This is a genomic window from Nocardioides dilutus, from assembly GCF_054779555.1.
Map to the genome: position 1 here is coordinate 47,808 of NZ_BAAGYA010000001.1, position 24,408 is coordinate 72,215.

The following is a 24,408-nucleotide window of genomic DNA, read 5'->3' on the forward strand; positions in this document are numbered from 1 at the left end:
TGCCTCAGTCCCAGTCCAGTCCGCCGCGGCGCCAGACGTAGGCGTAGGCGACGAAGACGGTGGCGATGAAGAGGACCATCTCGACCAGCCCGAAGTAGCCCATCGCATCGAAGTGCACGGCCCACGGGTAGAGGAAGATGATCTCGATGTCGAAGACGATGAAAAGCATCGCGGTGATGTAGTACTTCACCGGGAAACGGCCGCCGCCGACCGGCTGGGGCGTCGGCTCGATGCCGCACTCGTAGGAGTCGAGCTTGGCCCGGTTGTAGCGCTTGGGACCCACCACCGCGCTCATGGCGACCGAGCCGACGGCGAAGACGAACGCCAGGCCGGCGAGGGCGAGTACGGGTATGTAGAGCTCCATCCGGACCTCCTCCCAGCATGTGACGTGGATCTCGTTCGTGAACTTGTGAACGTCTTCACGAAGTGCGCGCCGCTCATACTGCCACTCGCCAGCCGAGCCGTGAAGTCGGGGGCAAGCCTGCCCTGACCTGGGGATTTACCGCACGCGGACGTGGTCTAATTCGCCGGCCGTCAGGGCCTTCCGGGCTGCGCGCTCAGCATCGGCGTACCGGGTTCCATCGGGAGCCTCAGTGCGCGAACGGCGTACGAGATGGCGTGGTACCAGCCGGCCAGGAGCAGCACGTCGAGCGCGCCGTCCTCGCCGACCGCGTCGACCAACGCGGTCCAGGACGCGTCGTCGAGGTCATGGGTGTCATGGAGCCGGTCGACCGCACGCAGCACAGCCCGGTCCCCGCGGTCGGTCCAGCAGGGATCGCCGTCATTGCCGCTCGCGAGGGAACGCACCTGCTCGGCGGTGAGGCCCGCCTTGCCGGCGAACACCAAGATGTGGACGCCCCATTCGTAGTCGGCACCACAACGAGCCACGACCCGGTCGATCACCAGCTCGCGTTGACGCAGCGTCAGTGCCGACTGACGTGAGAGGTAGTAGCGACCCCACCCCGACACCCCGCGAGCGAGATCGGGCCTGCCCGCCAGGACCCGGAACAGGGCGATCGGTGGTCCCAGCCGACCCAGAGCTTCTGCCTGCGCCTCGTCGTACGGCGGCTCGAGCGGCTCGATTCGGGGACGCTTCGATTTCCGAGGCATCGTCGGACGCTACCATCGGCGCCTCGGAAAGAGAAGCGGGGTGACGTGTGGCGAGACCGGTCATGGAGTTGCTTGACCTGCTGGGTCGACGCTGGGCCCTGCGGGTCCTCTGGGAGCTGCGGGACGAGACCGGCCTGACCTTCCGCGAGCTGCGGTCCCGGTGCGACGAGGTGTCGTCGAGCGTGCTGGCGGACCGGGTCCGCGAACTCAGCGAGGCAGGTGTCGTCAGACGAGACGACAACGGCTACGTCCTGACCCCGCGCGGCCGGGAGCTGCTGACGCTGCTGCTGCCGCTGGACGATTGGGCCCGACGATGGTGGCGGGCGCGACGCTGACCGCGACTCAGGCAGTGGCCCGGTGCAGAGCGACGATCCCGCCACTGAGGTTGCGCCACTCCGGGTCCTGCCAGCCGGCGTCCGCGACCAGGTCGGCGAGCCCCTGCTGGTCGGGCCAGGCGCGGATCGACTCGGCCAGGTAGACGTAGGCGTCCGGCGAGGACGAGACCGCCCGGGCGACCGGCGGGAGTGCCTTCATGAGGTACTCCACGTAGAGCGTGCGGAACGGCGCCCAGGTCGGGTGGCTGAACTCGCACACGACCAGACGCCCACCGGGTCGGGTCACCCGCAGCATCTCGCGCAGCCCGGCCAGCGGGTCGACGATGTTGCGCAGCCCGAAGGAGATCGTCACCGCGTCGAAGGTGTTGTCGGCGAACGGCAGCCGCGTGCCGTCGCCGGCCGTGAAGGGCAGGTGCGGCCGGGCCCGCTTGCCCACCTGGAGCATCCCGAGCGAGAAGTCGCACGGCACCACCATCGCCCCGCGGTCGGCGAACGGCTGGCTCGAGGTGCCCGTGCCGGCCGCGAGGTCGAGCACGATCTCCTCGCGCTGGGGGTCGACGGCCTCGATGACGTCGCGCCGCCACCGCCGGTCCTGCCCCAGCGAGAGCACGTCGTTGGTGACGTCGTAGCGCTTCGCGACGGCGTCGAACATCCGACGCACGTCGGCGGGCTGCTTGTCGAGCTCGGCGCGGACCACGAGGCGAGCCTAGAGATCGAGCGTGTCGTGCAACCAAACGGCGCCCCCAGGCGTCACCCTCGTGACCGGAGAGCCTTCCACTTCCCCGGCAGCATTGAAGGAGTCCTCCCATGTCGTTGCTACGCCGCCTCGCGCTCGGCCTGCTGAGCGTGGCGCTGCTCGCGGGCGCGGCCACGGCCGCCGGTTACGCCATGCGCGTCCAGCCGAGCTCCGGCGACCGCAGCGACGCGACGACGTACGTCGACCCGAGGCCGGGCGCCGGTGGCTCGCCGGCGAGCTCGCCGCGACCGAGGCCCGCCCCGACCCAGCCGGTGCAGCCCGTAGTCGTGACGCCGCCGAAGCCGCTGCCGGTCCCTCCGCTGCTCGCACCCGGCGACAAGGGTGACGAGGTCCGCGACCTGCAGGCCCGGCTCAAGCAGCTGGCGTGGTACTTCCCGGACGTGGACGGCGTCTACGGCGAGGCGACGACGCAGGCGGTCCGGGGCTTCCAGGAGAAGCGGGGCCTCCGCGGGACCGGCAAGGTCGACCGGCGCACCATGAAGCGCCTTGTCGCGATGACAGCGACCCCGACCCACGCCGAGCTGCACAACCTGGGCAACGTCCCGGGGGCGCTCGACGCCCGGTGCCGCACCGGCCGGGTGATGTGCGTCGACAAGACCAGCCGCACGATCCGGTGGGTCGTCGACGGCGTGGTCATCAAGACCATGGACGTCCGGTTCGGCGGCCCGTCGACCCCGACCCGCGAGGGCCTGTTCTACGTCGGCTACAAGAGCCGGGACCACCACTCCAAGCTCTACGACACCGACATGCCGTTCGCGATGTTCTTCTCCGGCGGCCAGGCCGTGCACTACTCACCGGACTTCGCCTCGGTCGGCTACAACGGTGCCTCGCACGGCTGCGTCAACGTCCGCGACTACAACGGTGTCGCCTGGCTGTTCGACCAGGTCGTGGTGGGGGACAAGGTCGTCGTCTACTGGTCCTAGGTGTCTGGGTCGTACGCTTGCCGATCGTGACGACCAGCGCGGCGGCGGAGGGGATAGCGCTCCCCCTGGTCGTCAGGACCATCCCGCTGGACCTCCCGGCGGACGCGTCCCTGCTCGACTTCCTACCCTCCACCCACCCCGTCACCTGGCTGCGGCGCGGCGACGGCCTGGTCGGGTGGGGCCGTGCGGCGGAGGTCCAGACCGCGGGGGCGACCCGGTTCGCCGACGCCGCCAAGTGGTGGTCGGAGACGACGTCGCATGCGGTGGTGCGCGACGAGGTGGACGAGCCCGGCACCGGCCTGGTCTGCTTCGGCTCCTTCGCGTTCGCCGACGAGCCGGGCGGCTCGATGCTGGTGGTGCCCGAGGTCATCGTCGGTCGTCGCGGGGGCCGCACCTGGCTGACCACCGTGTCGCGAGGCGCGCTCGACGCCACGGCGACGGTCACGCTCGCCGAGCCTGCCAAGGCGCCGGAGGGGCTGGTGTTCGCCGACGGCGCCCTCAACGGCGAGCAGTGGATGGGGGTCGTCGCCGACGCCGTCGCCCGGATCGGGGCCGGCGACCTGGAGAAGGTCGTGCTCGCCCGCGACCTCATCGCCACGGCCGACGCGCGCCTCGACGTCCGCTGGCCGCTGCGCCGGCTCGCCGAGGACTACCCGACCTGTTGGACGTTCCACGTCGACGGGCTGTTCGGCGCCTCGCCGGAGATGCTGGTCCGTCGCGAGCGAGGCCTGGTCACCTCACGCGTGCTGGCCGGCACCATCCGGCGCACCGGTGACGACGACCGGGACATGGCCCTCGCCGCGACCCTGGCCCGCTCGTCCAAGGACCTCGAGGAGCACGAGTACGCCGTGCGGTCGGTGGCCGATGCGCTCGAGCCCCACTGCTCCTCGATGAACGTGCCCGAGGCGCCGTTCGTCCTCCACCTGCCCAACGTCATGCATCTCGCCACGGACGTCGCCGGTGTCGTGCACGACGCCGACACGGTCTCCTCGCTCCAGCTCGCCGAAGCGTTGCACCCCTCGGCCGCGGTCGGCGGGACGCCCACCGAGACCGCGTCTCGGCTGATCGCCGAGCTCGAGGGCATGGATCGGGGCCGCTACGCCGGGCCGGTCGGCTGGATGGACGCGAACGGCGACGGCGAGTGGGCGATCGCCCTCCGCTCGGCGGTGCTCGACGGCGCGACGGTCAGGCTGTTCGCCGGCTGCGGCATCGTCGCGGACTCCGACCCCGAGGCCGAGCTGGCCGAGGCGCAGGCCAAGTTCGTCCCGGTCCGCGACGCCCTGGGCGCCTGACCGCTCGGCCTCAGCCCAGGCAGCTCGACGGGTCGTCCCCGCACGCCAGCCGGATGTGGACGTCCACCCACCACTTGGTGACCCGCTGGGCCGGGCTGCCCGTCACCGTCACGAGACGGAAGGGGTCCTGGGTCCAGACGACCGTGGCGTGCTGCCCGCCCGCCGAGGTGCAGAAGACCCTGCCGGCAGCCTCGGTCGTCGGGTCCAGCAGCCCGTCGCGAAGCAGCCGCAGCGGGAAGGCGCGGCTCTTGCTCCGGTCGAGGCTCCAGCTCACCTCTCCTTCGGAGTGGCTCCCGGAGCAGTCACCGACGTTGCCGTGGAAGGGTCGGTCGGTCAGCGCCTCCACCTCCCGCACGTACGCGGCATACAGGTCCTGGCGCGTGGGGTAGGTCCGGATCTCCAGGGTCTCGACGAAGGGACCTGGGTCCGCGCAGGTGACCGTGCCGGCGGTGTCCGTGCGGCACGACGACGTCGACGTCAGTGACTCCGCGAACCATGGCGGCTCCAGCTCCTCTCCCGGCGCCGACGTCTGCTGCGAGAGGAGCTCCCCGCCGCCGCGCGCGGGAGGTTCCGGGTCGGGGCGGGACAGGCCGAGCGCCAACGCGACGATGGCGGCTAGCCCGAGGATGGCGAGCAGGCCCACCTCGAGCAGGCCCATCGCGTCCGGGCCCTCGACGATCTTCCCCTCCATGCTGCGCTCCCCGCGCTCGCGCGCACCCCGAGACAGTGGTCCAGTCCACTTGAACTCGGTGACCGGGGCTGGGGCATCACCGATCTTCGGGATGTGTGGGCGGCGCCAGCGGCAGCTGGTCAGCCCGGTGCTGGTCAGCCGGTGATGACCAGGTAGGCGACGACGCCGATGATCCCGATCACCAGGAGTGCCGCCAGCCAGACGAGGCCCTTGTTGCCGGAGTCGGTGACCTCGCCCGGAGTGCCGGAGTAGACGGCCGGCGCGGGTCCGGGCTGGGTCCAGGAACCGGACGGCGGCGGACTGGCCGAGGGGGACGCCGGCGTGCCGAAAAGCCCCGCCAGCTGGCCGCCGAGGCCGAGCTGGTCCAGCGAGCTGCGGATCTGTGCCAGCGCCGCGGGACCCACGACGCTCGCCAGGTCGATCGGCTGGCCGCTGCTGACCACCTGCCCGTTGACCGTGACGACCGGCGGGATGTTGACAACCTGGCTGCCGTCCGCGGCGACCGTCGCGCCCGCAGCGGCGCCCGCCCCGCCGAAGAAGCCGCCGAGCATCGCGCTGATGTCCACGGCCTGCCCCGCGGGGACCTGCTGGCCGTTGATCATCACCACGGGAGCATTGCCCGAGTAGGGCACCGGTACGTCGGGCAGGTTGGGGTCCGCGGCACGCGCCTGGCTGAGCTCTGCCTGCACCTTGGCGACCTGGGCGGCGGCTTCGGCGAGCTGCTTCTCCAGCTCGGTGACCTTGGCTCCGGCAGCCGGCGCGGGCGTGGCGCCCGGGGTGGGTCCGGGGGTGGGAGGAGGAGTCTGCGTCATGTCATGTCCTTCCCGTCGGCGAGGCGAACGTACTCCAGTCCTTCGGCCGGCAGGAAGCGGTTCATGTGACCGTCGACGATGCCGAGCCCTGCCTCGGAGTAGACGCGGTCGTGGATCGCCAGGTTGCGCGGTGCCCTGACCTCACGGGCGAAGTCGATGCCCTCCGACGCCTTCATCCACGGCGCGCACACCGGGACGCACAGGACGTCGACCGGACCGCTCGGGAGCGTGAGCGCGTCGCCCGGGTGGTAGATCCGGGTCGTGCCGGCGGTCAGCACGTAGCCGCTGTTGTCGAAGCGCGGCAGCTCCGGGTGGATCACCGCGTGCAGCGCGCCGACCGCGCGGACCGGCAGTCCGACGTCGAAGGACTCCTCCGGCGACACCACGGTGACCCGTTCCGCGACGTCGGGAGCGTCCTCACGGATGCGCCGCGCGACCGCCTCGATCGTCCAGATGGGGGCATCCGTGGCGCGCAGATGGTCGGGCAGGTAGTGGTCCGGGTGCTCGTGGGTGATGAGGACGGCGTCGGCGCCGTCCACCGCCTCGGCGTCGGTGAAGACACCCGGGTCGACCACGACGGTCACCCCGCCGTGCTCGACGCGGACGCACGAGTGCCCGAACTTGGTGATCCGCATGGTTCGACCCTAGACATCTAGGCTCGGCGCATGGGTGGGTCGCCGGCGACGTTCGACCTCGGTGACCCCGCGTTCGACGTCACCGCACCGGTGGTCCACGCGGCACGCGAGGCGAGTTGGTACGCCGAGACGACGTGGGGCTGGGCGGTGCTGCGCCACGAGGAGGCGAGCGCCCTCCTACGGGACCGCCGCTTCCGGCAGGGGAACGCCCGCTGGCCGGAGCAGAACGGCGTTCCCGATGGGCCGTTCCCCCGCTGGTGGGCCGAGACCCTGCTCAGCCTCGAGGGCGGCGACCACAGCCGCATCCGCCGGCTGCTGATGCCGGCGTTCCGCAACCGGACGATCGCCGCGATGCGGCCGGGGTTCCAGGCCCTGGCCGACGAGCTGGTGGACCGGTTCTCACCGCGCGGCGAGGTCGAGTTCATCTCGGAGTTCGCCGAGCCCTACGCCGCCCGCATCATCTGCCAGCTGCTCGGTCTGCCCGACGGGGACGACGGCGAGTGGCGCCAGGTCGCCCACTGGGCCGACGACCTCGGCGCCTCGTTCTCGGTCGACGTCGGCCGCCAGGTGCCGAGGATCGAGGCGGCCCTGGACGGCCTGACGGCATACGTCGACGAGGTGGTGGCGGACCGGCGCGCACGGCCCCGAGACGACCTGGTCACCACGTTGGCCCACGTGGAGGACCTCACCGAGCGCGAGCTCTCGGTGGCGCTGGTGTTCCTGGCGTTCGCCGGCATGGAGACCACCCGCAACCAGCTCGGGCTGGCCCTACAGACCCTGCTGCGACACCCGGACCAGTGGCGCCTGCTCGGTGAGCGGCCGGAGCTCGGGGGCGCCGCCGTCGAGGAGGTCATGCGGGTCAACCCGACCGTCACCTGGGTGACCCGCGAGGCCATCGAGGACGTCGACCTCCACGGCCTGCACGTCCCCGCCGGCGGGATCGTGCAGGTGCTCTCGCACGCCACCGGCACCGACCCCCGGACCGTGCCCGACCCGGCCTTCGACATCACCGCCACCGACCGGGTGCCGCACCACGGCTTCGGCGCGGGCATCCATCACTGCCTGGGCCACTTCGTCGCCCGGACCGACATGGCGGTCGCGCTGCCGCTGCTGGCCCGGCGGATGCCTGACGCGGAGCCCGACGGCCCGGGCGAGTGGCTGCCGGTCTCCGGCAACACCGGCGCTCGCCGGTTCCCGATCAGGTTCACGCCGTCCTGAGGGCGAGGTCGGCCCGGTAGGTCAGTGGCGGTGGTAGACCTTGTGCGCGATCTTCCAGTCGCCGGGGGCGATCTCGAGCAACAGGAACATGTCGGTGAAGGTCACCTCGACGTGGTGCAGGGTGACGACGGCCGAGGCCACCGTGCCGTTCCGGGCGACCTGGTCGACCGTGCGCCGTCGGTCGGCCTCGTCCGGGGCGGGCGCACCCGCGAACCGGGAACAGAAGTCGTCGAGGTCCATCGTGGCGACCGCGCCGTCGGCGACGCCCTCGATGCGCGCGGTGGGCAGGAACGCCCGGCGGAAGTGGCTCGGGTCGCCGGTCGCGTGGCCCTCGAGGTAGGCGAGCACCGGCGCGAGCACCGCGTCCAGCTCGCTCACCGGACCACCGCCGTGATGTCGTCGTCGACCGCCGCACCGGCCGCCAGGGCGGCCTCGGCCCGCGTCAGTCCCGCCGTCGCGACGCCGGACGCGTCGCGGGTGACCCGCAGGTCCTTGGCGAGCGCGGCCAGCGTGAAGTGCGCGGGTGAGGAGTCCTGGCCGAGCAGTCGATCCCTGGTGATCTCGACGACGCCGGCCAGCCGGCCGCGAGCCAGCACGTCGAGCGCCTCGGCCCGGCCGACACCCAGCCCCTCGGCCACGTCGAGCGCGTCGGCCAGCGCGGCCATCGCCCCACCGAGGCTGGTGTTGGCCACGAGCTTGAGGGCGGCGGCCCGGCCAGGCTCCGGCACTCGCACCATCTCGCGGACCAAGGGCGCGAGCACGGTCGCTGCCTCGTCCAGGTCCTCGTCGGTGCCGCCGGCGAAGGTCACCAGGGTCCCGCCGCGAACCGCCGGAACCGAGCCGAGGACCGGCGCGTGCACATACCGGCCCCCCGCCTCACGCACCACCGCGGCCGCCCGGTCGGCCTCGTCGGGCGAAGTGGTGCTGGTGTTGACGACGAGCGCGCCGGCGGGGAGTGCCGTGGACACCACCTCGAGGACCGCGAGGCAGGCGGGTCCGTCGAACAGGAACAGCAGGACGTGCCCGCCCCCGGCCACGGCTTCGGCGGCCGACGACGCGGCATCCGCGCCGGCGGCAGTCCGGCCACTGCGCGACCAGGTCGTGACGGTCCAGCCCTCGGCGGCGTACCGCTCGGCGGCGGGCAGTCCCATCCGGCCGAGCCCGAGGATCGTCACAGGTCTCATGGCGGACAGCATGCGGTGCCGAACAGGTATGCCACAAGCGACGGATTCGCACACTGTCATGCATGATCTGCATATGTCGTACTCGACCTGGCTGAGCTTCGTGACCGTGTGCGACCGGGGGTCGATCTCGGCCGCCGCCGCCGAGCTCGGCTACACCCAGTCCGCGGTGTCCCGCCATGTCGCGGCGCTGGAGCACGAGATGGACGCCCGGCTGCTCGAGCGGCTGCCCCGCGGCGTCCGCCCGACAGCCGCGGGCGAGGCGATGCTCCGGCACGCGCGGCTCGTGGTTCACGAGACCTCGAGGGCTCGTGACGCCGTGGCCGCCACGCTCGCCGGCCGCGGACCGAGCCTGGCCGTGGGGGCCGTGCCGTCGGCGACCGTCGGGCTGGTCCCCGCGGCGATCCGCTCGTTCGTGGCACAGGCGTCGGCCCACCGGTGCACCCTCAGGTCGGCGATGTCCCCCGCCCTGCAGGAGCTGCTGCTCTCGGGCGACCTGGACGTCGCCGTGGTGACCGACTACCCGCCGGGACTCCCGGCCACGCGGCTGCTGCGCCGGCACCATCTGCTGGACGACGAGCTGTGCGCAGTGGTGCCCGGCGACCACCCCGCGGCGACGGGCACGCGACGACTGGACCTGTCGCGGCTGAGCGACGAGGTCTGGGTGGAGGACAACCCGGGCTCCGAGCGCCTCCTGGTCTCGGCGGCCGGCCGGGCCGGGTTCGAGCCCCGCCTCGAGATGGAGGCCGGGGACCTGGCCGGCAAGATCGCCCTGGTCGCGGCCGGTCAGGCGGTGGCGCTGGTCCCCGGGCTGATGCTGGGCACGGTCCCCGACCACGTGGTCGTGCGTCGGCTGGTGGACCCCCCGGTCCGCTCCGTGTTCGCGCTGCACCACGCGAGCCCGGCCCGGCACCGGGACGAGGTGACCGCCTTCGTCTCGGCGCTCCGCGCGGCCGCCCGCGCGGTCCGGGTCAGCGCCGGCTCGTCCGGGTCGAGCCCGGCTCGCGGGCGGAACGCTCCAAGGCCTCGATGAGCGACCGCGCGTCGTGGGCCCCCACGTGCCGACGGTCACCGACGAAGAACGTCGGGGTGCCGCGTACCCCGCTCTCCGCGGCGCTGAGCACGTCCCGGCGGATCCGGGCCGCGATCCGCTCGTCGGAGAGGTCGCCGAGGAAGCGCTCGACGTCGAGGCCGAGGTCGGCGGCGTAGCCGGTCAGGTCCTCGAGCTCGAGCTCGTCCTGGTGCTTGAAGAGCAGTTCGTGCATCTGCCAGAACCGGCCTTGCTTGTCGGCGGCCTCGACGGCGACGGCCGCGAGCTCGGCATGCGGGTGCACCTCCAGCGGCAGGTGGCGCACGACGTAGCGGAGCCGGTCGCCGAAGTGCTCCTTGACCTCGGCGGCGGCGCCGGTGACCCGGGCGCAGAACGGGCACTCGTAGTCGAGGTACTCGACGAGGGTGAGCGACGCGTCCTCGGGACCCTTGACGTGGTCGACGTCGGGGTCGACCGGCTCGCTCAACAGCACCGGGAGAGCCGCGTCCCGCTGGTCGAAGAACGTCGCGGCGAGACGGAACAGCACCCAGCCGACGCCGCTGGCCAGCACCACGGACAGCAGCACCCCGACGGTCGCCTCGTCCTGGAGCCGCTCGTCGTCGAAGGCCAGCCCGATGATGAGGAGCGAGACGGTGAAGCCGATGCCCGACAGCGCGCCACCGGCGAGAAGATGCCCGAAGCCGACACCCTGCGGCAGCCGTCCCCAGCCCAGCCGCACTGCGGCGCGCGCGCCCAGCCCGATGCCCAGCAGCTTGCCCGCCACGAGTCCCGCGGTCACTCCCCAGGTCACCGGCGAGGTCAGCGCCTCACCAAGGAGGCCGCCGCGCAGGTCGACGCCGGCGTTGGCGACGGCGAAGACCGGGACGACGACATAGCTGGTCCAGCCGTGCAGCACCTCCTGCAGCCGCTCGTTGACCGAGATGGCCCGGTTGAGACTCGCGCGGGCGGCCCGCTGCACCTCGGGCATCGGGGACTGGCGGAAGGCCCGGAACTGCTGGGCCGCGGACTCGACGCGGCTGCGGGTGGGGGACACCGCCGGGACGAGCAGGCCGGCGAGCATGCCGGCGATGGAGGCGTGCAGCCCCGACTCCAAGGTCGCGAACCACAGCACCACCACCAGGAAGACGTACGGCGAGGCGCGCCACTCCCCCACCCTGGCCAGCACCGCGATGCCGACCAGGCAGCCGGCGGCCACCAGCAGGGGCGTCACCGCGAGCTGGTCGGTGTAGACGACCCCGATGACGGTGACCGCCACGATGTCGTCGATCACCGTGAGCGTGAGCAGGAAGATGCGCAGCTGGGTGGACACGGCCGGTCCGACCAGCGCGAGCACCCCGAGGAGGAAGGCGGTGTCCGTCCCGATCACGACGCCCCAGCCTCGGGCGGCCTCGCCGCTGGGGTTGATGAGCAGGTAGAGCGCGGCCGGCACCGCCATCCCACCCACCCCGGCGACGAGCGGGACCGTCACCCGCCGCCGGTCGGTCAGCTCCCCGACCGAGAACTCCCGGCGCACCTCGAGCCCGATCACGAAGAAGAACACGACCATCAGCGCGTCGTTCACCCAGTGGTGCAGGTCCATCCCCAGCGACCCGCTGCCGACGGTGATCTCCAGCTCGGTGCCCCACAACGACTCGTAGCCGCCCGACCAGCTCGAGTTGGCCCACACCAGCGCGACGAGCGCGGCCAGCACGAGCAGTCCCGCACTTGCACCCTCGGTCCGGATGAACGCCTTGAGCCGCGCTCCCGCGGCGTCCTCGGCGCGGAAGCCGCCCTCGGTCTGCTCCCCCGGCACTGCTGAAGCCTATGGCGCTCAAGGGCGCAGCGCGCGGATCCGCTCGTCGAGTGATCGCCGGTCGTCGCGCCGGACCAGAGCCTCGACGACCTCGATGCCGCCGTTGGGGTTGGCCAGCGCGTGCTCCAGCTCGGCCAGGCTGTCGACCCTCCAGTGCGGTGTCCGGGTGGCCGCGCACAGCGAGGCCAGATCGACCCCGTGCGGGGTGCCGAAGAGCCGCTCGAACGCGTGCGCGTGCTCCGGCGCCCCTTGCTCGAGCATCGAGAAGATCGAGCCGCCGTCGTCGTTGACGACCACGATCGTCAGGTCGGGCCGTGACTCGTCCGGACCGAGCACCAGACCGTTGCTGTCGTGCAGGAACGTGACGTCGCCCATCAGGGCCAGGTTGCGGTTGCCGGGCCGCCGCGCAAGCGAGGCGCCGACCGCGGTCGAGACGGTGCCGTCGATCCCGGAGAGCCCGCGATTGGCGATCACCTTGCGTCTGCTGCCGACGGGATAGGCCGACGCCATCAGGTCGAGGTCGCGGATGGCGCTGGAGGCGCCGACCACGAGATGGCCGCCGGCCGGCAGCGCTCGGCTGACCGCGCCGGCGACGGCGTACGGCGTGAGGCCGGGCTCGGCGGCGAGCAGCGCGTCGAGCTGGCGGGACACCGAGGCGTCGGCGGCCTGCCACTCCGCCAACCAGGCCGGGTCGTCCGTGCCGTCGACCACCGGGTTGATGACCTTGCCCGCCACCGGGTAGGGCCGGGTGGCGACCTCCATGTCGAGCACCTCGACGTCGTCGCGGGCGAGCAGCCGCTGGACCGGCCGGGACAGGGTGGGGTGCCCGGCCACGACGACCCGCTCGACCCGCCCACCGAGCTCGCCGTCGAGAAGCAGGCGGTAGCAGCGGATCGCGTGCGTGCCGGTCCGCGACCCGCTGGTCGGCTCGGCGAGGAGCGGCCAGCCCGCCTTCTCGGCGAGCATCCGGGCGCCTTGGCGGGCGTCGTCGCCGGCGACCACGACCGTGCGCGGACCGAGCGGGACCGTCGTGTGCGTGACTTCGCCGGTCGTCCGGGCCAGCGGCTCGACCGGCCCGGGCACCCAGCGGTCCGGCGGGGTCAGGGGGTCGTCGAGCTGGACGTTCCAGTGGACTGGCTCGTCGTCGTCCAGCCGGAAGGCGGGGACCGACCCCACCGAGTCGATGTCGGCGGTCGCGCGGCCGAAGATGCCGACCTGGTGGGTCGTCTGGTTGGCGTCGGTGCCACGCAGCCGGGCCGGCCGGTCGGCCGTGACGGCCACCAACCGCACGCGCGCGTGCGCCGCCTCCAGCATCGCGGGGTGCAGGTTGGTCACCGCCGTCCCCGACGTGCACACCACCGCGGCCGGGCTGCCGCCCTTGCAGAGGCCGAGCGCCAGGAAGCCCGCGGTCCGCTCGTCGATCCGCGTGTGCAGCCGGACCAGGCCCGCCTCCGCCGCGTCGTAGGCCGCGAAGGACAACGGCGCGTTCCGCGACCCCGGCGCGAGCACGATCTCGCGGACGCCGTCGCGCAGCAGCGCGGTCACCACGGCCCGCGCCAGGTCGGTGCTGGTCACGGGAGCAAGCCTCGCACCTCGACGAGCCGGGACTCCCAGTACGCCACCCGGTCGGCGGGCGCGCCGACCGCGTCGACGGCCGCCGGGTCGACGACGGGCCTGCCCACGGGCAGGAAACCGTCGACCGGCACCAGCGGCTCGGCGGCCACGTCGGCGGTGAGCAGCTGGACGGTGGCGAGGCCGCAGGCGTAGGGCAGGTCGGGCAGGGCCGCGGCGAGGGCCAGGCCGGCCGCGATCCCGACCGACGTCTCCAGCGCCGAGGACACGACGACCGGGAGGCCGATGTCCTCGGCGATCCGCAGGCAGGCGCGGACGCCGCCGAGCGGCTGCACCTTCAGCACCGCGACGTCGGCGGCCTCCAGGTCGCGCACCCGGTAGGGGTCCTCGGCCCGGCGGATCGACTCGTCAGCGGCTATCGGCACGTCCACGCGGCGGCGTACGGCGGCGAGGTCCTCGACCGACTCGCACGGCTGCTCGACGTACTCCAGGCCTCCCGCCGCCCGGTCCAGGGCCGGGATCGCCGCGACGGCGCCGTCGACCGACCATGCGCCGTTGGCGTCGACGCGGATCGCGGCGTCGACGCCGAGTGCGTCCCGCACCGCCTCGAGCCGGGCCTCGTCGTCGGCTTGCGTCTGGCCGGGCTCGGCCACCTTGACCTTCGCGGTGCGGCAGCCCCCCGCCGACGCGATCCGGTGCGCGTGGTCGGGTCCCACCGCCGGGACCGTGACGTTGACCGGCACCCGGTCGCGCAGTGGTCTCGGCCAGTCCCCGGCGGCGGCCTCCTCGGCGCAGCGCAGCCAGGGTGCGGCCACCCTGGCGTCGTAGTCCAGGAACGGGCTCCACTCGCCCCAGCGACCGTCCTCGCCCGGGAGGAGCACCCCTTCGCGCACCGTGATGCCCCGGAAGCGGGTGCGGAGAGGGATGGAGAACACCCTCACGCGAGCCCCCTCAGCCGGATCCGGTCGGGCTTGCCGTTGGCGAGCAGCGGGATCGCGTCGACGAGGACGAGCTGACGTGGCGCCCACGAGCGCGGGTGTGCCTCTGCCACCCACCCCCGGGCTTCGTCGAGGTCGATCGCGCCCACCACGAAGGCGACCAGCCGGCTGCCCCACTCGGGGTCGGGGACCCCGAGCACCTCGGCCTCGGTCACGGCCGGGTGGTCGCGGAGGCGTCGCGCCACTGCCGGCGCGGGCACGTTGACGCCTCCCGTCACGACCATGTCGTCGAGGCGGCCGAGCACCTGGAGCCGGCCGTCGTCGTCGATGCGGGCCGCGTCCGAGGTGAGGAACCAGCCGTCGACCAGGGTCCGCGCGGTCAAGCCCGGGTCGCCGTCGTAGCGGTCGAACAGCATCGGGCCGGCGATCCGCAGGCGCCCGTCCCCGTCGACGGCCAGCCCGACCCCGTCCAGGGCGACGCCGTCGTAGACACAGCCACCGGCCGTCTCCGCCGAGCCGTACGTCGCCACGACCGAGATCCCCGCGACCGCCGCCCGCTCGCGCAGGCCGGGTTCGATCGGCCCACCACCCAGCAGCACCGTCCGGAACGTGCGCAGGGCGGCGGTCTCGGCCGTGTCCTCGAGCATCCGGTGCAGCTGGGTCGGCACGAGCGAGACGAAGTCGAGATCGTGCGTCGCGACGGCCGACGCGACCGACCCGTGCTCCTCGAGCAACGTCGGCGGTCGACCTGCCACCAGCGACCGCACGATCACCTGCAGCCCCGCGACGTACGTCGGCGGCAGCGCCAGCAGCCACCGGCCCGACCCGCCCAGCCGGCGCTCCGTCGCGTGCACCGACGCCAGCACCGCGGAACGCGAGAGGACCACACGCTTGGGCTCCCCCGACGACCCCGACGTCTCGACGACCACCGGTTCTTCGTCGTCGGCCGCCAGCCAGGGGCGGACCGCGCCGACGACGTCGCGCGTCGTCCCGGTCGGCCTCACCTGCCCGACCCTAGACCGGCCCTGCCTGCTTGAATCACCCTCTGTGGCGACCCCCGGGCAGTGGCTTGCAGGTGCCCGGCCACGCACCTTGCCGGCGGCGGTCTCGCCCGTCCTCGCCGGCACCGGCGTCGCGGCGTACGTCGACGGGGAGGTCCTCTGGAAGGCCGCCCTCGCCCTCGTGGTGAGCCTGGCCCTGCAGGTGGCGGTCAACTACGCCAACGACTACTCCGACGGCATCCGTGGGACCGACGCCGAGCGGGTCGGTCCGATGCGGCTGGTCGGCTCGGGCGCCGCCGAGGCTCCGGCGGTGAAGCGTGCGGCGTTCCTGGCCTTCGGTGTCGCCGCCGTCGCCGGGCTGGTCCTCGCCGCCAGCACCGCCTGGTGGTTGGTGGGCGTCGGTGCGGTCTGTGTCGTGGCGGCGTGGTTCTACACCGGGGGCTCGAGGCCCTACGGCTACCTGGGCCTGGGCGAGGTCATGGTGTTCGTCTTCTTCGGGCTGGTGGCGGTGGTCGGGACGACCTACGTCCAGACCGAGACGTGGGAGTGGCCGGCGCTGTTCGCCGCCATCGGGGTGGGCGCGCTCGCGTGCGCGATCCTCGTCGTCAACAACCTGCGGGACATCCCCGGCGACACGGTCGCCGGCAAGCGCACGCTGGCAGTCAAGCTCGGCCCCGACCGGACCCGGGCGCTCTACTCGCTGCTGGTCCTGGCCGCGGCCGCTGCCGTCGTGGCGGTCGCTGTCTCCACGACCTGGTGGGCGCTGCTCGGGCTGGGGTTCCTCGCCCCGGCCGGTCCCGCCCTCCGGGTGGTGGCCGGCGGTGCGACCGGCCCGGCGCTGGTGCCGGTCCTCCAGCAGACCGGCCTCGCCCAGCTCGTCTGGGCGGCCCTGGTCTCAGCGGCCCTGGCCGTGGCCGGGTGAGTCGTAGGCTGGCCGCATGCTGACCTTCCTGATCATCCTCGCCATCGTGGTCGCGGCCGTGGTCGTGTGGCGGCGGAGGGTGCCTCTGCTGGCGAAGCTGTTGGGCCAGCCCGAGTCCCGGGTCGACCGACAGCTCAACCGCAAGCGGGATTGAGTTCCAGCCAACGCTGCGGAGGTCTCGACACGGCCGGTTCCGACCTCGTTCCTCGGTCGGACGGCCTGCTCGACCACCATCGATGTGATCTGCCCTCGTTCCTCGGGCAGCTCACATCAGTCGACGTCTTCTCTCGCGCGGCGCTCCTCGAAGGCCGCGGTGGCCCGTTCGGCACGTGCCTCAACCCTCGTGGCGAAGGCCGACCGTTGCCGCTCGAGCAGGTAGTAGGACCCGATGCCGCTGACGATGAAGGCGATGACCACCGCGAGGAAGAGGTTGGCCTCGTCGGCCACCAGGACCCAGGCGCCGAGGATGACACCCAGCGTGGCGAGGAACAGCAGGATCCTCAGACCGGTGTAGACGACGAACTCCTTCACAACAGGCAGCCTACGACTCCCCCGGATCGCCTCCTCGATCACCACCGAGGGCGTACGTTGGGGGCGTGCTGAAGGTGCTGCTGGTGGTGCTGCTGTTCGCCGCGCTGACCTACGGCCTCATCCGGATCCTCGAGCGTCGCGGCATCACCAGGCGGCCGGGAGGTCGGGGGCAGGCCCCCCGCCCGCGCCCACGCCCGGTCGCACCAGACGACGACCCCGACTTCCTGCGTGACCTGGACCGCAAGAAGCGCCAACCGCCCGACCCCGAGGCCTCTCCGGACTAGTCCGTTCCCCGAACAAACGGGGCTCGCTCAGCGTAGTTTTGGTCCATGAGCAACGACCCGGTCAAGCCGGGCGCGGACGCGGACGACCTGCTCGGGCGGTGGTTCGCGCACCAGCACAAGAGTGCCGACGAGGACGGATCGGCTGCGCCTCCGCGCCGCGTCCCCATCGCCGCGCGCCCGAGCGAGGCCGCTGCTCCCCGCGTCACCCGTCCCTCCGCAGCGGCCGCCCTGGCCGAGCTCCGGGAAGCGCCGGCGGTCGACCGGTTCAACGGATCGAACGGGCCCAGCGCGGCCGGCACCGCGACGTCGCCGACCACCGGCGTACGCCGCGGTCTGCCGGGCTCGGCATACAGCGGCCCCACCGGGTCGCACGTCCGAGGTGTCGACAGCGAGGTCGCCGAGCTGGACCGGCCGGCTCCGGCGGGCTTCGAGCCCGTGATCCTGCGGTCGGTGCGCAAGAAGACGGAGGCGAAGGACGAGCCGGAGCCCAAGGCGAAGCGCGGTCGCCTCTCCCGGCTGCGGTCCCGCGCCTCAGCACCGGACGAGCCGCCGGCCACCCCCGAGGCCGGACAGCCGGTCACCCTCGACGACCAGCCTGCCGCGGTCGCCGCGCCGCCGGCCTTCGCGGCACCGCCACCTGCTCCCGCGACTCCTGTTCGCCCAGCTCCCGCACCCCTGCCGACCAAGGTCGTGTCCTACGAGGACGTGATCGCGCGAGCCACGGCGACCACCCTCCCGTCCACCCAGCCGGCGCCGACCCACGCGGCCGAGCCCGTGCTCCCCGGCCCCGACACCGAGCCCGCCCCGATCGTCCCCCAGCCCGACCCTCAGCCGGAGGTCGAGCCCGTGCTCCCCGGCCCCGACACCGAGCCCGCCCCGATCGTCCCCCAGCCAGTCCCCCAGCCCGAGCCCCAGCCCGAGGTCGAGCCCGTGCTCCCCGGCCCCGACACCGAGCCCGCCCCGATCGTCCCCCAGCCCGACCCCGAGCCCGAGCCCCAGCCCGAACCCCAGCCCGAACCCCAGGAGCCGGACGCACCCACGGCACCCGTGACCGAGGCCCCGGCCAAGCGCCGGCTGGTGGCCCGGACCAAGCGACACCAGCACGAGCGGCCGAAGGAGCCCAGAGACCGCAAGCGGCACGCGGTCGCGGCCCGAACCGCGAGCGCACCGATCACTGGGACCGGCGGCGCGGCCCGCGGCCTGCTGGCGGCCGCACGGGCCGCTGCGCCTGCTCCTCCGCTGGCCTCGGAGATCCGTGAGCCGAAGGTGCTCGAGCCCGTGCCGATGCTCCCGGTCGAGACCGTGGCGGACTCGGCGGAGGCGGCCGCTCCGCCGATGGAGATGCCGACCGTCTACAAGTTCGCTCCTCGGAAGGCCATGCGCCGGTTCCTCTCGCTGATGCTCATGGCTGGGCTGATCGCCTCGGGCTCGCTCGGCTACGGCTCCTACGAGTCCAGGGACACGATCGACATGGGCATCGCCGGCATCGTCGTCCTCGTCACCCTGGTGATCTGGGCGATCCGCGCCGGAGCCACGGTCACGCGCCTCACGGTGAAGAGCGGTCAGCTCGAGATCGTCCGCCAAGGTGGCCGGATGATCTTCGACCTGGCCAGCAACTACACGACCATCCAGGCCACCGGGAGGCCCGGCAGCAAGAAATGGAAGGTGCTCTTCATCCGCCCCGGCATGGCGCCGGTGACCGTGGACTCGACCATGGTCGACGGCCGGGACTTCATGCGCGTCCTCGGCTTCTTCCGTCCCGACCTGGCGCGTTAGGTGGCCGGTCCGGTGTCGATCCAGTAGCGCCGCTTGCCGTTGCGGGTGTCCTCGTAGACACCCCCGTTGCGCTCGATGGTGCGCGCCGAGGCCACGTTGTCGTCGTCACACGTCACCAGGGCGCGCTCGATGCCGAGGTCCGCGGCCCGGCGTACGGCGAGTCCGAGCGCCCTGGACGCGTGGCCCTGGCGGCGACGTGAGGGCCGGATGGAGTAGCCGATGTGCCCGCCCTCATTGTGGAGCCAGTCGTTGAGCCGGTGCCGGAGGGCCAGGAACCCGACGACCTCGTCCGGCTCTCCGTCGGTGATCCAGAAGTAGGTGCAGGGGACCCGGTCGTCCGGCAGCGGAACCTGAGGGTCGGACTCCTCGAGCAGCAGGGCCACGAACCGCGCGCAGCCCTCGAGGGTGAGGTCGTTGTAGCGCTGCTGGGGCAGTCGCCAGACCCCTGAACCGTGGACCGTGGAGTCGCCGAACTCCGTCACCGCCTCCGCCCACGACGCGTGCAGTCGGAGATCGGGCTCGGCAAGGGCGGTCATGCCCCCATTCCACCAACGCGCTCGGGCGACGACCATGCGTTATCCACGCGCTCACTAGAACGTGTTCTAGAGTTCGTCCGTGACCGGCTACGTCCAGGACGACCTCCCGCCCGAGGAGATCGACCGCCAGCGCGCGCTCTACGGCCCGTTCACCCAGTCGGTGCGCGAGCTGGTCGACGCCACGATCCGCACCACTGTCGACGACGACGAGATCCGGCGCGTCCAGGCCGAGGTCGAGGCGCTCACCACGAGGCTCCGCGCGAGCCAGCTCGACGGGCCGTACGGCGTGCGCTTCAGCCGCACCGGCCGGGGCCGGCCGTGGGGCAACACCGTGGTCGGCGTGCGCAACGCCTGCGCTCCCCCGCTGGTGATCGAGCACGACCCGAGTGCCAACGGCGACGTCTGGTCGGACTTTCACCTCGGCGCGGCGTACGAAGGGCCGCCCGGGCTGGTGCACGGTGGCGTGTCGGCGATGATCCTCGACCAGATCCTCGGCGAGGCGGCCGGCGCCGGAGGCAAGCCCGGGATGACGGGAACCCTCACGCTGACCTACCGCCAGGGCACCCCGTTGGGCGACCTGCGGGCCGAGGGCTGGATCGACAGGTCCGAGGGCATCAAGACGTGGGCCAAGGGCAAGATCATCGGCCCGAACGGCGTCACCGTGGAGGCCGAGGGGGTGTTCATCCTGCCGCGCTGGGCGCGCGAGGCGATCGCCAAGCAGGAGGGCAACACGCCGTCCTACTTCGAGTAGTCGGCTCGGAGGGGACTACGGCGCAGGAACCGTCTCACCGAGGTGGGCGCCGCGCTCGCCGGCGTCGGTGAGCCGCACTTCCTCGAGAGCTGCTGCCTCGAGCTCGGCCCGCCGCTCCTCCACACGCCGCGCCTGGTCCGGGTCCGGCGGCGACACAAGGTCGGCGGCACCGTGCTCGAGCCGCTGCAGGGCGGACCTGCCGAAGATCTGCTGCTCGGTGGCGGTCCGCTCGGCGCGGCCACGGCCCAGGAACGAGACCAGCCAGTGCAGCACGGCGGTCACCCGGTTCTTGAAGCCGGTGATGTAGAAGAGGTGCACCGCGAGCCACATGAGCCACGCCACAAAACCGGTCAGCCGCAGCCTGCCGATCATGGCGACCGCACGGAAGCGGCTGATGGTCGCCATCGACCCCTTGTCGAAGTACTTGAAGGGCTTGAGCGGCGCGCGGCCCTGGAGCCGCCCGTCGATCGTCTTGGCGGCGTACTTGGCACCTTGGATGGCGACCTGGGCGACCCCGGGCAGGTTGTCGAGGTCGATCATGTCGCCGACCACGAAGACCTCGGGGTGGCCGGGCAGGGTGAGGTCCGGGTTGACCCCTATCCGGCCGGCCCGGTCCAGCGGTGCGCCGGTCTGCTCGGCGAGCGTCCGCCCGAGCTCACTCCCCTGGACGCCGGCGGCCCAGATCTTCGTCACCGCCTCGAGCCGCTCGGTGTGGCCGTCCTTGTGGGTGACCACGAGGCCGCGCTCGTCCACGTCGGTCACCAACGCGCCCAGGAGCACCTCGACCCCGAGCTTCTCGAGCTCCTTCTTGGTCGAGGCGCCGAGCTTGGCGCCGAACGGCGGCAGCACCTGGGCCGCAGCATCGACGAGGACGACCCGCGCGGAGCGGGTGTTGATCCAGCGGAAGTCGCGGCGCAGCGTCCGGTGCGCCAGCTCGGCGATCTGGCCGGCCATCTCGACACCGGTCGGACCCGCGCCGACCACCACGAAGGTCAGCAGGTGGTCGATGTCCTCACCGCGGCTGGCGCTCAGCTCGGCGAGCTCGAAGGCCCCGAAGATCCGTCCGCGCAGCTCCAGTGCGTCGTCGACCGACTTCATGCCCGGCGCAAACTCCGCGAAGGCGTCGTTGCCGAAGTAGGACTGGCCCGCACCGGCAGCCACGATCAGCGAGTCGTAGGGCATGACGTTCTCTCGGCCGAGCACGTGGGAGGTCACGGTGCGCGCCTCGAGGTCGATGGCCGTGACCTCGCCCAGCAGCACGGTCGCGTTGCGCTGCCGGGCCAGGACCTCGCGGGTCGGTGGGGCGATCTCGCCCTCGGAGAGGATGCCGGTCGCGACCTGGTAGAGCAGCGGCTGGAACAGGTGGTGGGTCGTCTTGGCGATCATCGTGACGTCCACGTCGGCGCGGCGCAGCGCCTTGGTGCCGAACAGACCGCCGAAGCCCGACCCGATCACCACGACGCGATGTCGGCTGCCGTCGATGCGCCTGTCGTCCATGAGTCCAGTCTCCTTCAGTGCCCAGGTGCGGCACGAGCAGGTGTTCGGCGAGGTTGTGCGCCTCACACCTCGTCGTGCCCTAGGCTGCTTCCGGGATCCGGAGTGTCCACCTGGATTCCCGGGCACGATGCGCGCAACGGAATTCGTGGTTCGCGTCGATTCTCACAACCGAATACGAGCACACCTCTCGGGACCTGCATGTTTGGTAAGCCACGCGAGGGGTAGAACGCCACAGCAGCACCACCTGTGCCGTCTCCCTCTCTCGACCAGCCTGGAGCAACCCCTGTGCCGCTGAATCGGCCAGCCCTCACCTTGGGCTCCGGCCCCCGTGGCGTGCATGACGCACGCCGATGGGTGGTGCGCACCTGCGCGGACATCGGCCGTGACGAGCTCAGCGAGTGTGCCGAGCTCGGCGTCTCCGAGCTGGTCACCAACGCCCTCCTCCATGGTGAGCCGCCGATACAGGTCAGGGTCCGGGGCACGGTCCAGCACCCGCGCATCGAGGTCCTCGACTCCTCCCTCGAGGCCCCCGTCCTGCCCACTGCCCCCGAGATGGACGAGCACGACGAGCTGCTCCTCACCTACGGGCGCGGGCTCTCGCTGGTGGCGCGCAGCGCGGACGCCTGGGGGGCGGAGATCGAGGACGACGGCAAGATCGTCTGGTTCGCGCCGGCCGCGAGCTTCGCTGAGGGCGACGGCGAGCCAGGACTGATCACCGGACTCGACCCGGCGCGGGCGCGGCGGGAACCGACGCAGGACCGGGTCCGCGTCGAGATCCTCGGGGTGCCGCTGCGGCTCTACATCGGGTTCCAGCAGCACTTCCGCGAGCTACGACGTGAGGTGCGGCTGCTTTCCCTGGCCCACGAGCAGGACTATCCGCTCGCCAAGAGCCTGAGCGACCTCTTCACGACCCTCGACCGGCACCTGCGCGAAGGCATCGGGGTGGAACAGATCGAGGCGGCGGTCGCTGCCAAGCAGACCGACACCGACCTGGTCGTGCACATGCCCCGTGCGACCGCGCGCACCCTGAGCCGGTTCGTCGAGCTCCTCGACCTGGCCGACGACTTCTGCCGCCAGCAGCGGCTGCTGGCCCTGGCCCGTTCCGCCGAACAGCGTCGCTTCCAGGCCTGGTTCCTCCTCGAGTTCGTGCGTCAGGCCCAGGGTGAGGTCCCGAAGCCCTGGGCCGAGACCGCCCGCGCTCCGTCCTCAGCCGTGTGTTGACCCTCGGTCAGGCGTAGCCGAGGTCGTGCAGCCGCGCGTCGTCGATCCCGAAGTGATGCGCGACCTCGTGGACGACGGTGATCCGCACCTCCTCGACCAGCTCCTCCTCGGACTCCACGAAGTCCAGGAGCGGACCCCGGAAGATGAAGATCCGGTCCGGCAGCTGGCCGCTGATGGTGCTGTCCCGCTCGGTCAGCGCGATGCCGTCGTAGAGACCGAGCAGGTCGTCGGGCTCGCCCTCGGGCGGCTCGTCCTCGACGAGCACCACGACGTTGCGCACGAGCGAGGCCAGTTCTTCGGGGATGCCGTCCAGGGCCTGGTCGACCAGCGCATCGAACCGCGCGTCGTCCATCTCGATCGGCACCCGGCCATTGTGGCCGGTGGACCAAGACGAACGATGGCGACCCCGACGGGACTCGAACCCGCGGCCTCCGCCGTGACAGGGCGGCGCGCTAACCAACTGCGCTACGGGGCCAGGCTGCTTCACTGGCGTGAAGCGTCGTGACTCTAACGTACCGTCCGCGGCCCCTCCCAATCGTGGGACCTGCGGCGGACCAGCACCCCCAACGGGATTCGAACCCGTGCTACCGCCGTGAAAGGGCGGGGTCCTGGGCCGCTAGACGATGGGGGCCGGACTGCCGACACAGGATAGGGGCGGAATGCGGGCCCAGCCAAAGCAACCGGCCGAATGAACGAGTCCGCGGTTCGGACCCGGGTCGGGTGCTCCTGTAGGGTTTCGACTCGCTCGGGCAGGTAGCTCAGTTGGTACGAGCGTCCGCCTGAAAAGTGGAAGGTCGGCGGTTCGACCCCGCCCCTGCCCACGAGCGACGAGGCCGCAGCGGGAGCTCCCCCTGCGGCCTCGCCCCGCTCCGGCGCCGCCGACGGTAGAGACCGGCGAGCGCGAGCATGACCGCGGACCCGCCCGCGAGACCGGCGTTGGTCATCGACGCCTTCGTGGGCGGGCTCGCGGCACCGACCGGGTTGGGTCGTCCGGTCCAGCTGACGACGTCGACGCCTCGATGGATGTCGTTGGTGGCGATGAAGTAGGTCCTGGTGCCGTCCGGGTTGTCACGGATCTTGAAGTGCTCAGCCGCCCAGGTGTTGGTGTTGGGCAGGAGGAACGACGACCGCTCCTGGAACTGCAGCCGGCCCTGGCCGTCGACGTAGTAATCGACGATCTTGATCCCCTGGGTGTAGTAGGCCGCGATCAGGCGCTGCTCCCCGGGGATGTGCTCGATGACGTGGATGTCGCAGAACGTCTCCGCAGCCACGACGGCGTCGCTGATGTAGACCGCCTTCTCCCCGGTCGGCGTCATGGCGTACTTGATGTTCGACGGGTCGCTGATGTCGTAGGCGTGGGCGCCACCGTTGCCGAACGGGTTCTCGATGCCGGGTGCACACGAGGACCCGGGCGGCACGATGCCGCCACCCCGCTCGTCGGTCACGAACATGAACCGGCGGTCGTGGGTCGGGTCGGCCTCGTGGGAGACGGCGACCCCCTCGTCTGACCGAACCAGGTTGTTGGAGTTGCAGCTCCTGTTGTCCTGTCCCGGGACGCAGTCGCGGCCCGGGTGCTGGGTGA

The 24,408-nt window shown here is 72.2% G+C and carries 28 protein-coding genes and 3 tRNA genes; 13 read left to right on the top strand and 18 right to left on the bottom strand.

Annotated elements, in window-relative coordinates; all coding sequences use genetic code 11:
- Positions 1-4: 4 nt before the first annotated feature.
- Together ACYVC6_RS00245 and ACYVC6_RS00250 are read right to left on the bottom strand one after the other, a co-directional pair.
- Entirely contained in the window at positions 5-364 is a 360-nt protein-coding gene (locus ACYVC6_RS00245) for an NADH-quinone oxidoreductase subunit A (protein ID WP_460709746.1), read from the bottom strand.
- Positions 365-534: 170 nt separating this feature from the next.
- On the bottom strand, positions 535-1,110 hold the full coding sequence (locus ACYVC6_RS00250; RefSeq protein WP_460709748.1) for a carboxymuconolactone decarboxylase family protein: 576 nt from the start codon (positions 1,108-1,110) through the stop codon (positions 535-537).
- 62 nt (positions 1,111-1,172) lie between these two features.
- Between ACYVC6_RS00250 and ACYVC6_RS00255 the strand changes: the two genes are divergently transcribed.
- Positions 1,173-1,445: a winged helix-turn-helix transcriptional regulator gene (locus ACYVC6_RS00255; RefSeq protein WP_460709750.1), complete on the top strand. Its 273-nt coding sequence runs from the start codon at positions 1,173-1,175 to the stop codon at positions 1,443-1,445.
- 7 nt (positions 1,446-1,452) lie between these two features.
- On the opposite strand, the gene ACYVC6_RS00260 is transcribed toward ACYVC6_RS00255, so the two are convergent.
- The gene (locus ACYVC6_RS00260; RefSeq protein WP_460709752.1) at positions 1,453-2,142 is read right to left on the bottom strand and encodes a demethylmenaquinone methyltransferase; all 690 of its coding nucleotides are present in this window, start codon (positions 2,140-2,142) and stop codon (positions 1,453-1,455) included.
- 110 nt (positions 2,143-2,252) lie between these two features.
- Between ACYVC6_RS00260 and ACYVC6_RS00265 the strand changes: the two genes are divergently transcribed.
- Together ACYVC6_RS00265 and ACYVC6_RS00270 are read left to right on the top strand one after the other, a co-directional pair.
- The gene (locus ACYVC6_RS00265) at positions 2,253-3,125 is read left to right on the top strand and encodes a L,D-transpeptidase family protein (protein WP_460709754.1); all 873 of its coding nucleotides are present in this window, start codon (positions 2,253-2,255) and stop codon (positions 3,123-3,125) included.
- 26 nt (positions 3,126-3,151) lie between these two features.
- The gene (locus tag ACYVC6_RS00270; RefSeq protein ID WP_460709756.1) at positions 3,152-4,417 is read left to right on the top strand and encodes an isochorismate synthase; all 1,266 of its coding nucleotides are present in this window, start codon (positions 3,152-3,154) and stop codon (positions 4,415-4,417) included.
- A 10-nt stretch (positions 4,418-4,427) separates the two neighbouring features.
- Here the strand turns inward: ACYVC6_RS00270 and ACYVC6_RS00275 are convergent, their stop codons facing one another.
- The 3 genes from ACYVC6_RS00275 to ACYVC6_RS00285 form a co-directional block, all read right to left on the bottom strand.
- Positions 4,428-5,108 (bottom strand): hypothetical protein, encoded by a 681-nt coding sequence (locus tag ACYVC6_RS00275; protein WP_460709758.1) that lies wholly within the window; start codon positions 5,106-5,108, stop codon positions 4,428-4,430.
- A 134-nt stretch (positions 5,109-5,242) separates the two neighbouring features.
- Entirely contained in the window at positions 5,243-5,920 is a 678-nt protein-coding gene (locus ACYVC6_RS00280) for a hypothetical protein (RefSeq protein WP_460709760.1), read from the bottom strand.
- Positions 5,917-6,555, bottom strand: a complete 639-nt coding sequence (locus ACYVC6_RS00285) for an MBL fold metallo-hydrolase (protein ID WP_460709762.1) — start codon at positions 6,553-6,555, stop codon at positions 5,917-5,919. The genes ACYVC6_RS00280 and ACYVC6_RS00285 overlap by 4 nt, the downstream gene beginning before the upstream one ends.
- A gap of 30 nt (positions 6,556-6,585) precedes the next feature.
- Here ACYVC6_RS00285 and ACYVC6_RS00290 point away from each other — a divergent pair, with 30 nt between their 5' ends.
- Positions 6,586-7,773 (top strand): cytochrome P450, encoded by a 1,188-nt coding sequence (locus ACYVC6_RS00290; RefSeq protein ID WP_460709764.1) that lies wholly within the window; start codon positions 6,586-6,588, stop codon positions 7,771-7,773.
- Between the two features lie 21 nt (positions 7,774-7,794).
- Here ACYVC6_RS00290 and ACYVC6_RS00295 read toward each other — a convergent pair whose 3' ends face one another.
- Positions 7,795-8,151, bottom strand: a complete 357-nt coding sequence (locus ACYVC6_RS00295; RefSeq protein WP_460709767.1) for a nuclear transport factor 2 family protein — start codon at positions 8,149-8,151, stop codon at positions 7,795-7,797.
- Complete coding sequence (locus tag ACYVC6_RS00300) at positions 8,148-8,957, bottom strand: NAD(P)-dependent oxidoreductase (RefSeq protein WP_460709769.1); 810 nt, start codon at positions 8,955-8,957, stop codon at positions 8,148-8,150. The genes ACYVC6_RS00295 and ACYVC6_RS00300 overlap by 4 nt, the downstream gene beginning before the upstream one ends.
- A 73-nt stretch (positions 8,958-9,030) precedes the next feature.
- Here ACYVC6_RS00300 and ACYVC6_RS00305 point away from each other — a divergent pair, with 73 nt between their 5' ends.
- On the top strand, positions 9,031-9,987 hold the full coding sequence (locus ACYVC6_RS00305) for a LysR family transcriptional regulator (RefSeq protein WP_460709771.1): 957 nt from the start codon (positions 9,031-9,033) through the stop codon (positions 9,985-9,987).
- On the opposite strand, the gene nhaA is transcribed toward ACYVC6_RS00305, so the two are convergent.
- The 4 genes from nhaA to ACYVC6_RS00325 are packed head-to-tail and all read right to left on the bottom strand — an operon-like array spanning position 9,926 to position 15,311.
- On the bottom strand, positions 9,926-11,797 hold the full coding sequence (gene nhaA, locus ACYVC6_RS00310) for a Na+/H+ antiporter NhaA (RefSeq protein WP_460709773.1): 1,872 nt from the start codon (positions 11,795-11,797) through the stop codon (positions 9,926-9,928). The genes ACYVC6_RS00305 and nhaA overlap by 62 nt on opposite strands.
- Before the next feature lie 18 nt (positions 11,798-11,815).
- Positions 11,816-13,372: a 2-succinyl-5-enolpyruvyl-6-hydroxy-3-cyclohexene-1-carboxylic-acid synthase gene (gene menD, locus ACYVC6_RS00315; RefSeq protein WP_460709775.1), complete on the bottom strand. Its 1,557-nt coding sequence runs from the start codon at positions 13,370-13,372 to the stop codon at positions 11,816-11,818.
- Positions 13,369-14,310, bottom strand: coding sequence for an o-succinylbenzoate synthase (locus ACYVC6_RS00320; RefSeq protein ID WP_460709777.1), 942 nt, complete (start codon positions 14,308-14,310; stop codon positions 13,369-13,371). Before ACYVC6_RS00320 ends, menD begins: the two co-directional genes overlap by 4 nt.
- Positions 14,307-15,311 (bottom strand): AMP-binding protein, encoded by a 1,005-nt coding sequence (locus ACYVC6_RS00325; RefSeq protein ID WP_460709779.1) that lies wholly within the window; start codon positions 15,309-15,311, stop codon positions 14,307-14,309. The genes ACYVC6_RS00320 and ACYVC6_RS00325 overlap by 4 nt, the downstream gene beginning before the upstream one ends.
- A gap of 43 nt (positions 15,312-15,354) precedes the next feature.
- On the opposite strand from ACYVC6_RS00325, the gene ACYVC6_RS00330 reads away from it, so the two are divergent.
- Positions 15,355-16,230 carry a 1,4-dihydroxy-2-naphthoate polyprenyltransferase gene (locus tag ACYVC6_RS00330; protein ID WP_460709781.1) on the top strand — a complete coding sequence of 292 codons (876 nt, stop codon included), beginning with the start codon at positions 15,355-15,357 and terminating at the stop codon, positions 16,228-16,230.
- A gap of 16 nt (positions 16,231-16,246) precedes the next feature.
- Positions 16,247-16,384: a hypothetical protein gene (locus tag ACYVC6_RS00335; RefSeq protein ID WP_460709783.1), complete on the top strand. Its 138-nt coding sequence runs from the start codon at positions 16,247-16,249 to the stop codon at positions 16,382-16,384.
- Positions 16,385-16,500: 116 nt separating this feature from the next.
- Here the strand turns inward: ACYVC6_RS00335 and ACYVC6_RS00340 are convergent, their stop codons facing one another.
- Positions 16,501-16,761, bottom strand: a complete 261-nt coding sequence (locus ACYVC6_RS00340; protein WP_460709785.1) for a DUF4229 domain-containing protein — start codon at positions 16,759-16,761, stop codon at positions 16,501-16,503.
- Between the two features lie 65 nt (positions 16,762-16,826).
- Here ACYVC6_RS00340 and ACYVC6_RS00345 point away from each other — a divergent pair, with 65 nt between their 5' ends.
- Both ACYVC6_RS00345 and ACYVC6_RS00350 read left to right on the top strand, forming a co-directional pair.
- Complete coding sequence (locus ACYVC6_RS00345) at positions 16,827-17,045, top strand: hypothetical protein (protein ID WP_460709787.1); 219 nt, start codon at positions 16,827-16,829, stop codon at positions 17,043-17,045.
- A 45-nt stretch (positions 17,046-17,090) separates the two neighbouring features.
- Positions 17,091-18,821: a hypothetical protein gene (locus ACYVC6_RS00350; protein ID WP_460709789.1), complete on the top strand. Its 1,731-nt coding sequence runs from the start codon at positions 17,091-17,093 to the stop codon at positions 18,819-18,821.
- On the opposite strand, the gene ACYVC6_RS00355 is transcribed toward ACYVC6_RS00350, so the two are convergent.
- Positions 18,818-19,357 (bottom strand): GNAT family N-acetyltransferase, encoded by a 540-nt coding sequence (locus ACYVC6_RS00355; RefSeq protein ID WP_460709791.1) that lies wholly within the window; start codon positions 19,355-19,357, stop codon positions 18,818-18,820. The two genes, ACYVC6_RS00350 and ACYVC6_RS00355, sit on opposite strands and share 4 nt — an antisense overlap.
- A gap of 79 nt (positions 19,358-19,436) precedes the next feature.
- Here ACYVC6_RS00355 and ACYVC6_RS00360 point away from each other — a divergent pair, with 79 nt between their 5' ends.
- Positions 19,437-20,108: a PaaI family thioesterase gene (locus ACYVC6_RS00360; RefSeq protein WP_460709793.1), complete on the top strand. Its 672-nt coding sequence runs from the start codon at positions 19,437-19,439 to the stop codon at positions 20,106-20,108.
- 15 nt (positions 20,109-20,123) lie between these two features.
- Here ACYVC6_RS00360 and ACYVC6_RS00365 read toward each other — a convergent pair whose 3' ends face one another.
- Positions 20,124-21,605, bottom strand: coding sequence for an NAD(P)/FAD-dependent oxidoreductase (locus ACYVC6_RS00365; protein WP_460709795.1), 1,482 nt, complete (start codon positions 21,603-21,605; stop codon positions 20,124-20,126).
- Between the two features lie 333 nt (positions 21,606-21,938).
- Here ACYVC6_RS00365 and ACYVC6_RS00370 point away from each other — a divergent pair, with 333 nt between their 5' ends.
- Complete coding sequence (locus tag ACYVC6_RS00370) at positions 21,939-22,826, top strand: ATP-binding protein (RefSeq protein ID WP_460709797.1); 888 nt, start codon at positions 21,939-21,941, stop codon at positions 22,824-22,826.
- Between the two features lie 7 nt (positions 22,827-22,833).
- Here the strand turns inward: ACYVC6_RS00370 and ACYVC6_RS00375 are convergent, their stop codons facing one another.
- The 3 genes from ACYVC6_RS00375 to ACYVC6_RS00385 all read right to left on the bottom strand — a co-directional run bounded on the left by ACYVC6_RS00375 (position 22,834) and on the right by ACYVC6_RS00385 (position 23,457).
- Positions 22,834-23,190 carry a metallopeptidase family protein gene (locus tag ACYVC6_RS00375; RefSeq protein WP_460709799.1) on the bottom strand — a complete coding sequence of 119 codons (357 nt, stop codon included), beginning with the start codon at positions 23,188-23,190 and terminating at the stop codon, positions 22,834-22,836.
- A 34-nt stretch (positions 23,191-23,224) separates the two neighbouring features.
- Positions 23,225-23,301: transfer RNA gene (locus tag ACYVC6_RS00380), tRNA-Asp, on the bottom strand.
- 83 nt (positions 23,302-23,384) lie between these two features.
- Positions 23,385-23,457 (bottom strand) — tRNA-Glu (locus tag ACYVC6_RS00385).
- Positions 23,458-23,573: 116 nt separating this feature from the next.
- On the opposite strand from ACYVC6_RS00385, the gene ACYVC6_RS00390 reads away from it, so the two are divergent.
- Together ACYVC6_RS00390 and ACYVC6_RS00395 are read left to right on the top strand one after the other, a co-directional pair.
- A tRNA-Phe gene (locus ACYVC6_RS00390) sits at positions 23,574-23,647 on the top strand.
- 85 nt (positions 23,648-23,732) lie between these two features.
- Positions 23,733-23,873: a hypothetical protein gene (locus ACYVC6_RS00395; protein ID WP_460709801.1), complete on the top strand. Its 141-nt coding sequence runs from the start codon at positions 23,733-23,735 to the stop codon at positions 23,871-23,873.
- Positions 23,874-24,408: the final 535 nt, after the last annotated feature.

Bases quoted from the DNA above. Each gene is read 5' to 3' on its own strand.
- ACYVC6_RS00245 (WP_460709746.1), bottom strand. From the start codon at position 364: ATGGAGCTCTACATACCCGTACTCGCCCTCGCCGGCCTGGCGTTCGTC.
- ACYVC6_RS00250 (WP_460709748.1), bottom strand. From the start codon at position 1,110: ATGCCTCGGAAATCGAAGCGTCCCCGAATCGAGCCGCTCGAGCCGCCG.
- ACYVC6_RS00255 (WP_460709750.1), top strand. From the start codon at position 1,173: ATGGAGTTGCTTGACCTGCTGGGTCGACGCTGGGCCCTGCGGGTCCTC.
- ACYVC6_RS00265 (WP_460709754.1), top strand. From the start codon at position 2,253: ATGTCGTTGCTACGCCGCCTCGCGCTCGGCCTGCTGAGCGTGGCGCTG.
- ACYVC6_RS00275 (WP_460709758.1), bottom strand. From the start codon at position 5,108: ATGGAGGGGAAGATCGTCGAGGGCCCGGACGCGATGGGCCTGCTCGAG.
- ACYVC6_RS00280 (WP_460709760.1), bottom strand. From the start codon at position 5,920: ATGACGCAGACTCCTCCTCCCACCCCCGGACCCACCCCGGGCGCCACG.
- ACYVC6_RS00285 (WP_460709762.1), bottom strand. From the start codon at position 6,555: ATGCGGATCACCAAGTTCGGGCACTCGTGCGTCCGCGTCGAGCACGGC.
- ACYVC6_RS00290 (WP_460709764.1), top strand. From the start codon at position 6,586: ATGGGTGGGTCGCCGGCGACGTTCGACCTCGGTGACCCCGCGTTCGAC.
- ACYVC6_RS00300 (WP_460709769.1), bottom strand. From the start codon at position 8,957: ATGAGACCTGTGACGATCCTCGGGCTCGGCCGGATGGGACTGCCCGCC.
- ACYVC6_RS00305 (WP_460709771.1), top strand. From the start codon at position 9,031: ATGTCGTACTCGACCTGGCTGAGCTTCGTGACCGTGTGCGACCGGGGG.
- ACYVC6_RS00335 (WP_460709783.1), top strand. From the start codon at position 16,247: ATGCTGACCTTCCTGATCATCCTCGCCATCGTGGTCGCGGCCGTGGTC.
- ACYVC6_RS00350 (WP_460709789.1), top strand. From the start codon at position 17,091: ATGAGCAACGACCCGGTCAAGCCGGGCGCGGACGCGGACGACCTGCTC.
- ACYVC6_RS00355 (WP_460709791.1), bottom strand. From the start codon at position 19,357: ATGACCGCCCTTGCCGAGCCCGATCTCCGACTGCACGCGTCGTGGGCG.
- ACYVC6_RS00365 (WP_460709795.1), bottom strand. From the start codon at position 21,605: ATGGACGACAGGCGCATCGACGGCAGCCGACATCGCGTCGTGGTGATC.
- ACYVC6_RS00395 (WP_460709801.1), top strand. From the start codon at position 23,733: ATGACCGCGGACCCGCCCGCGAGACCGGCGTTGGTCATCGACGCCTTC.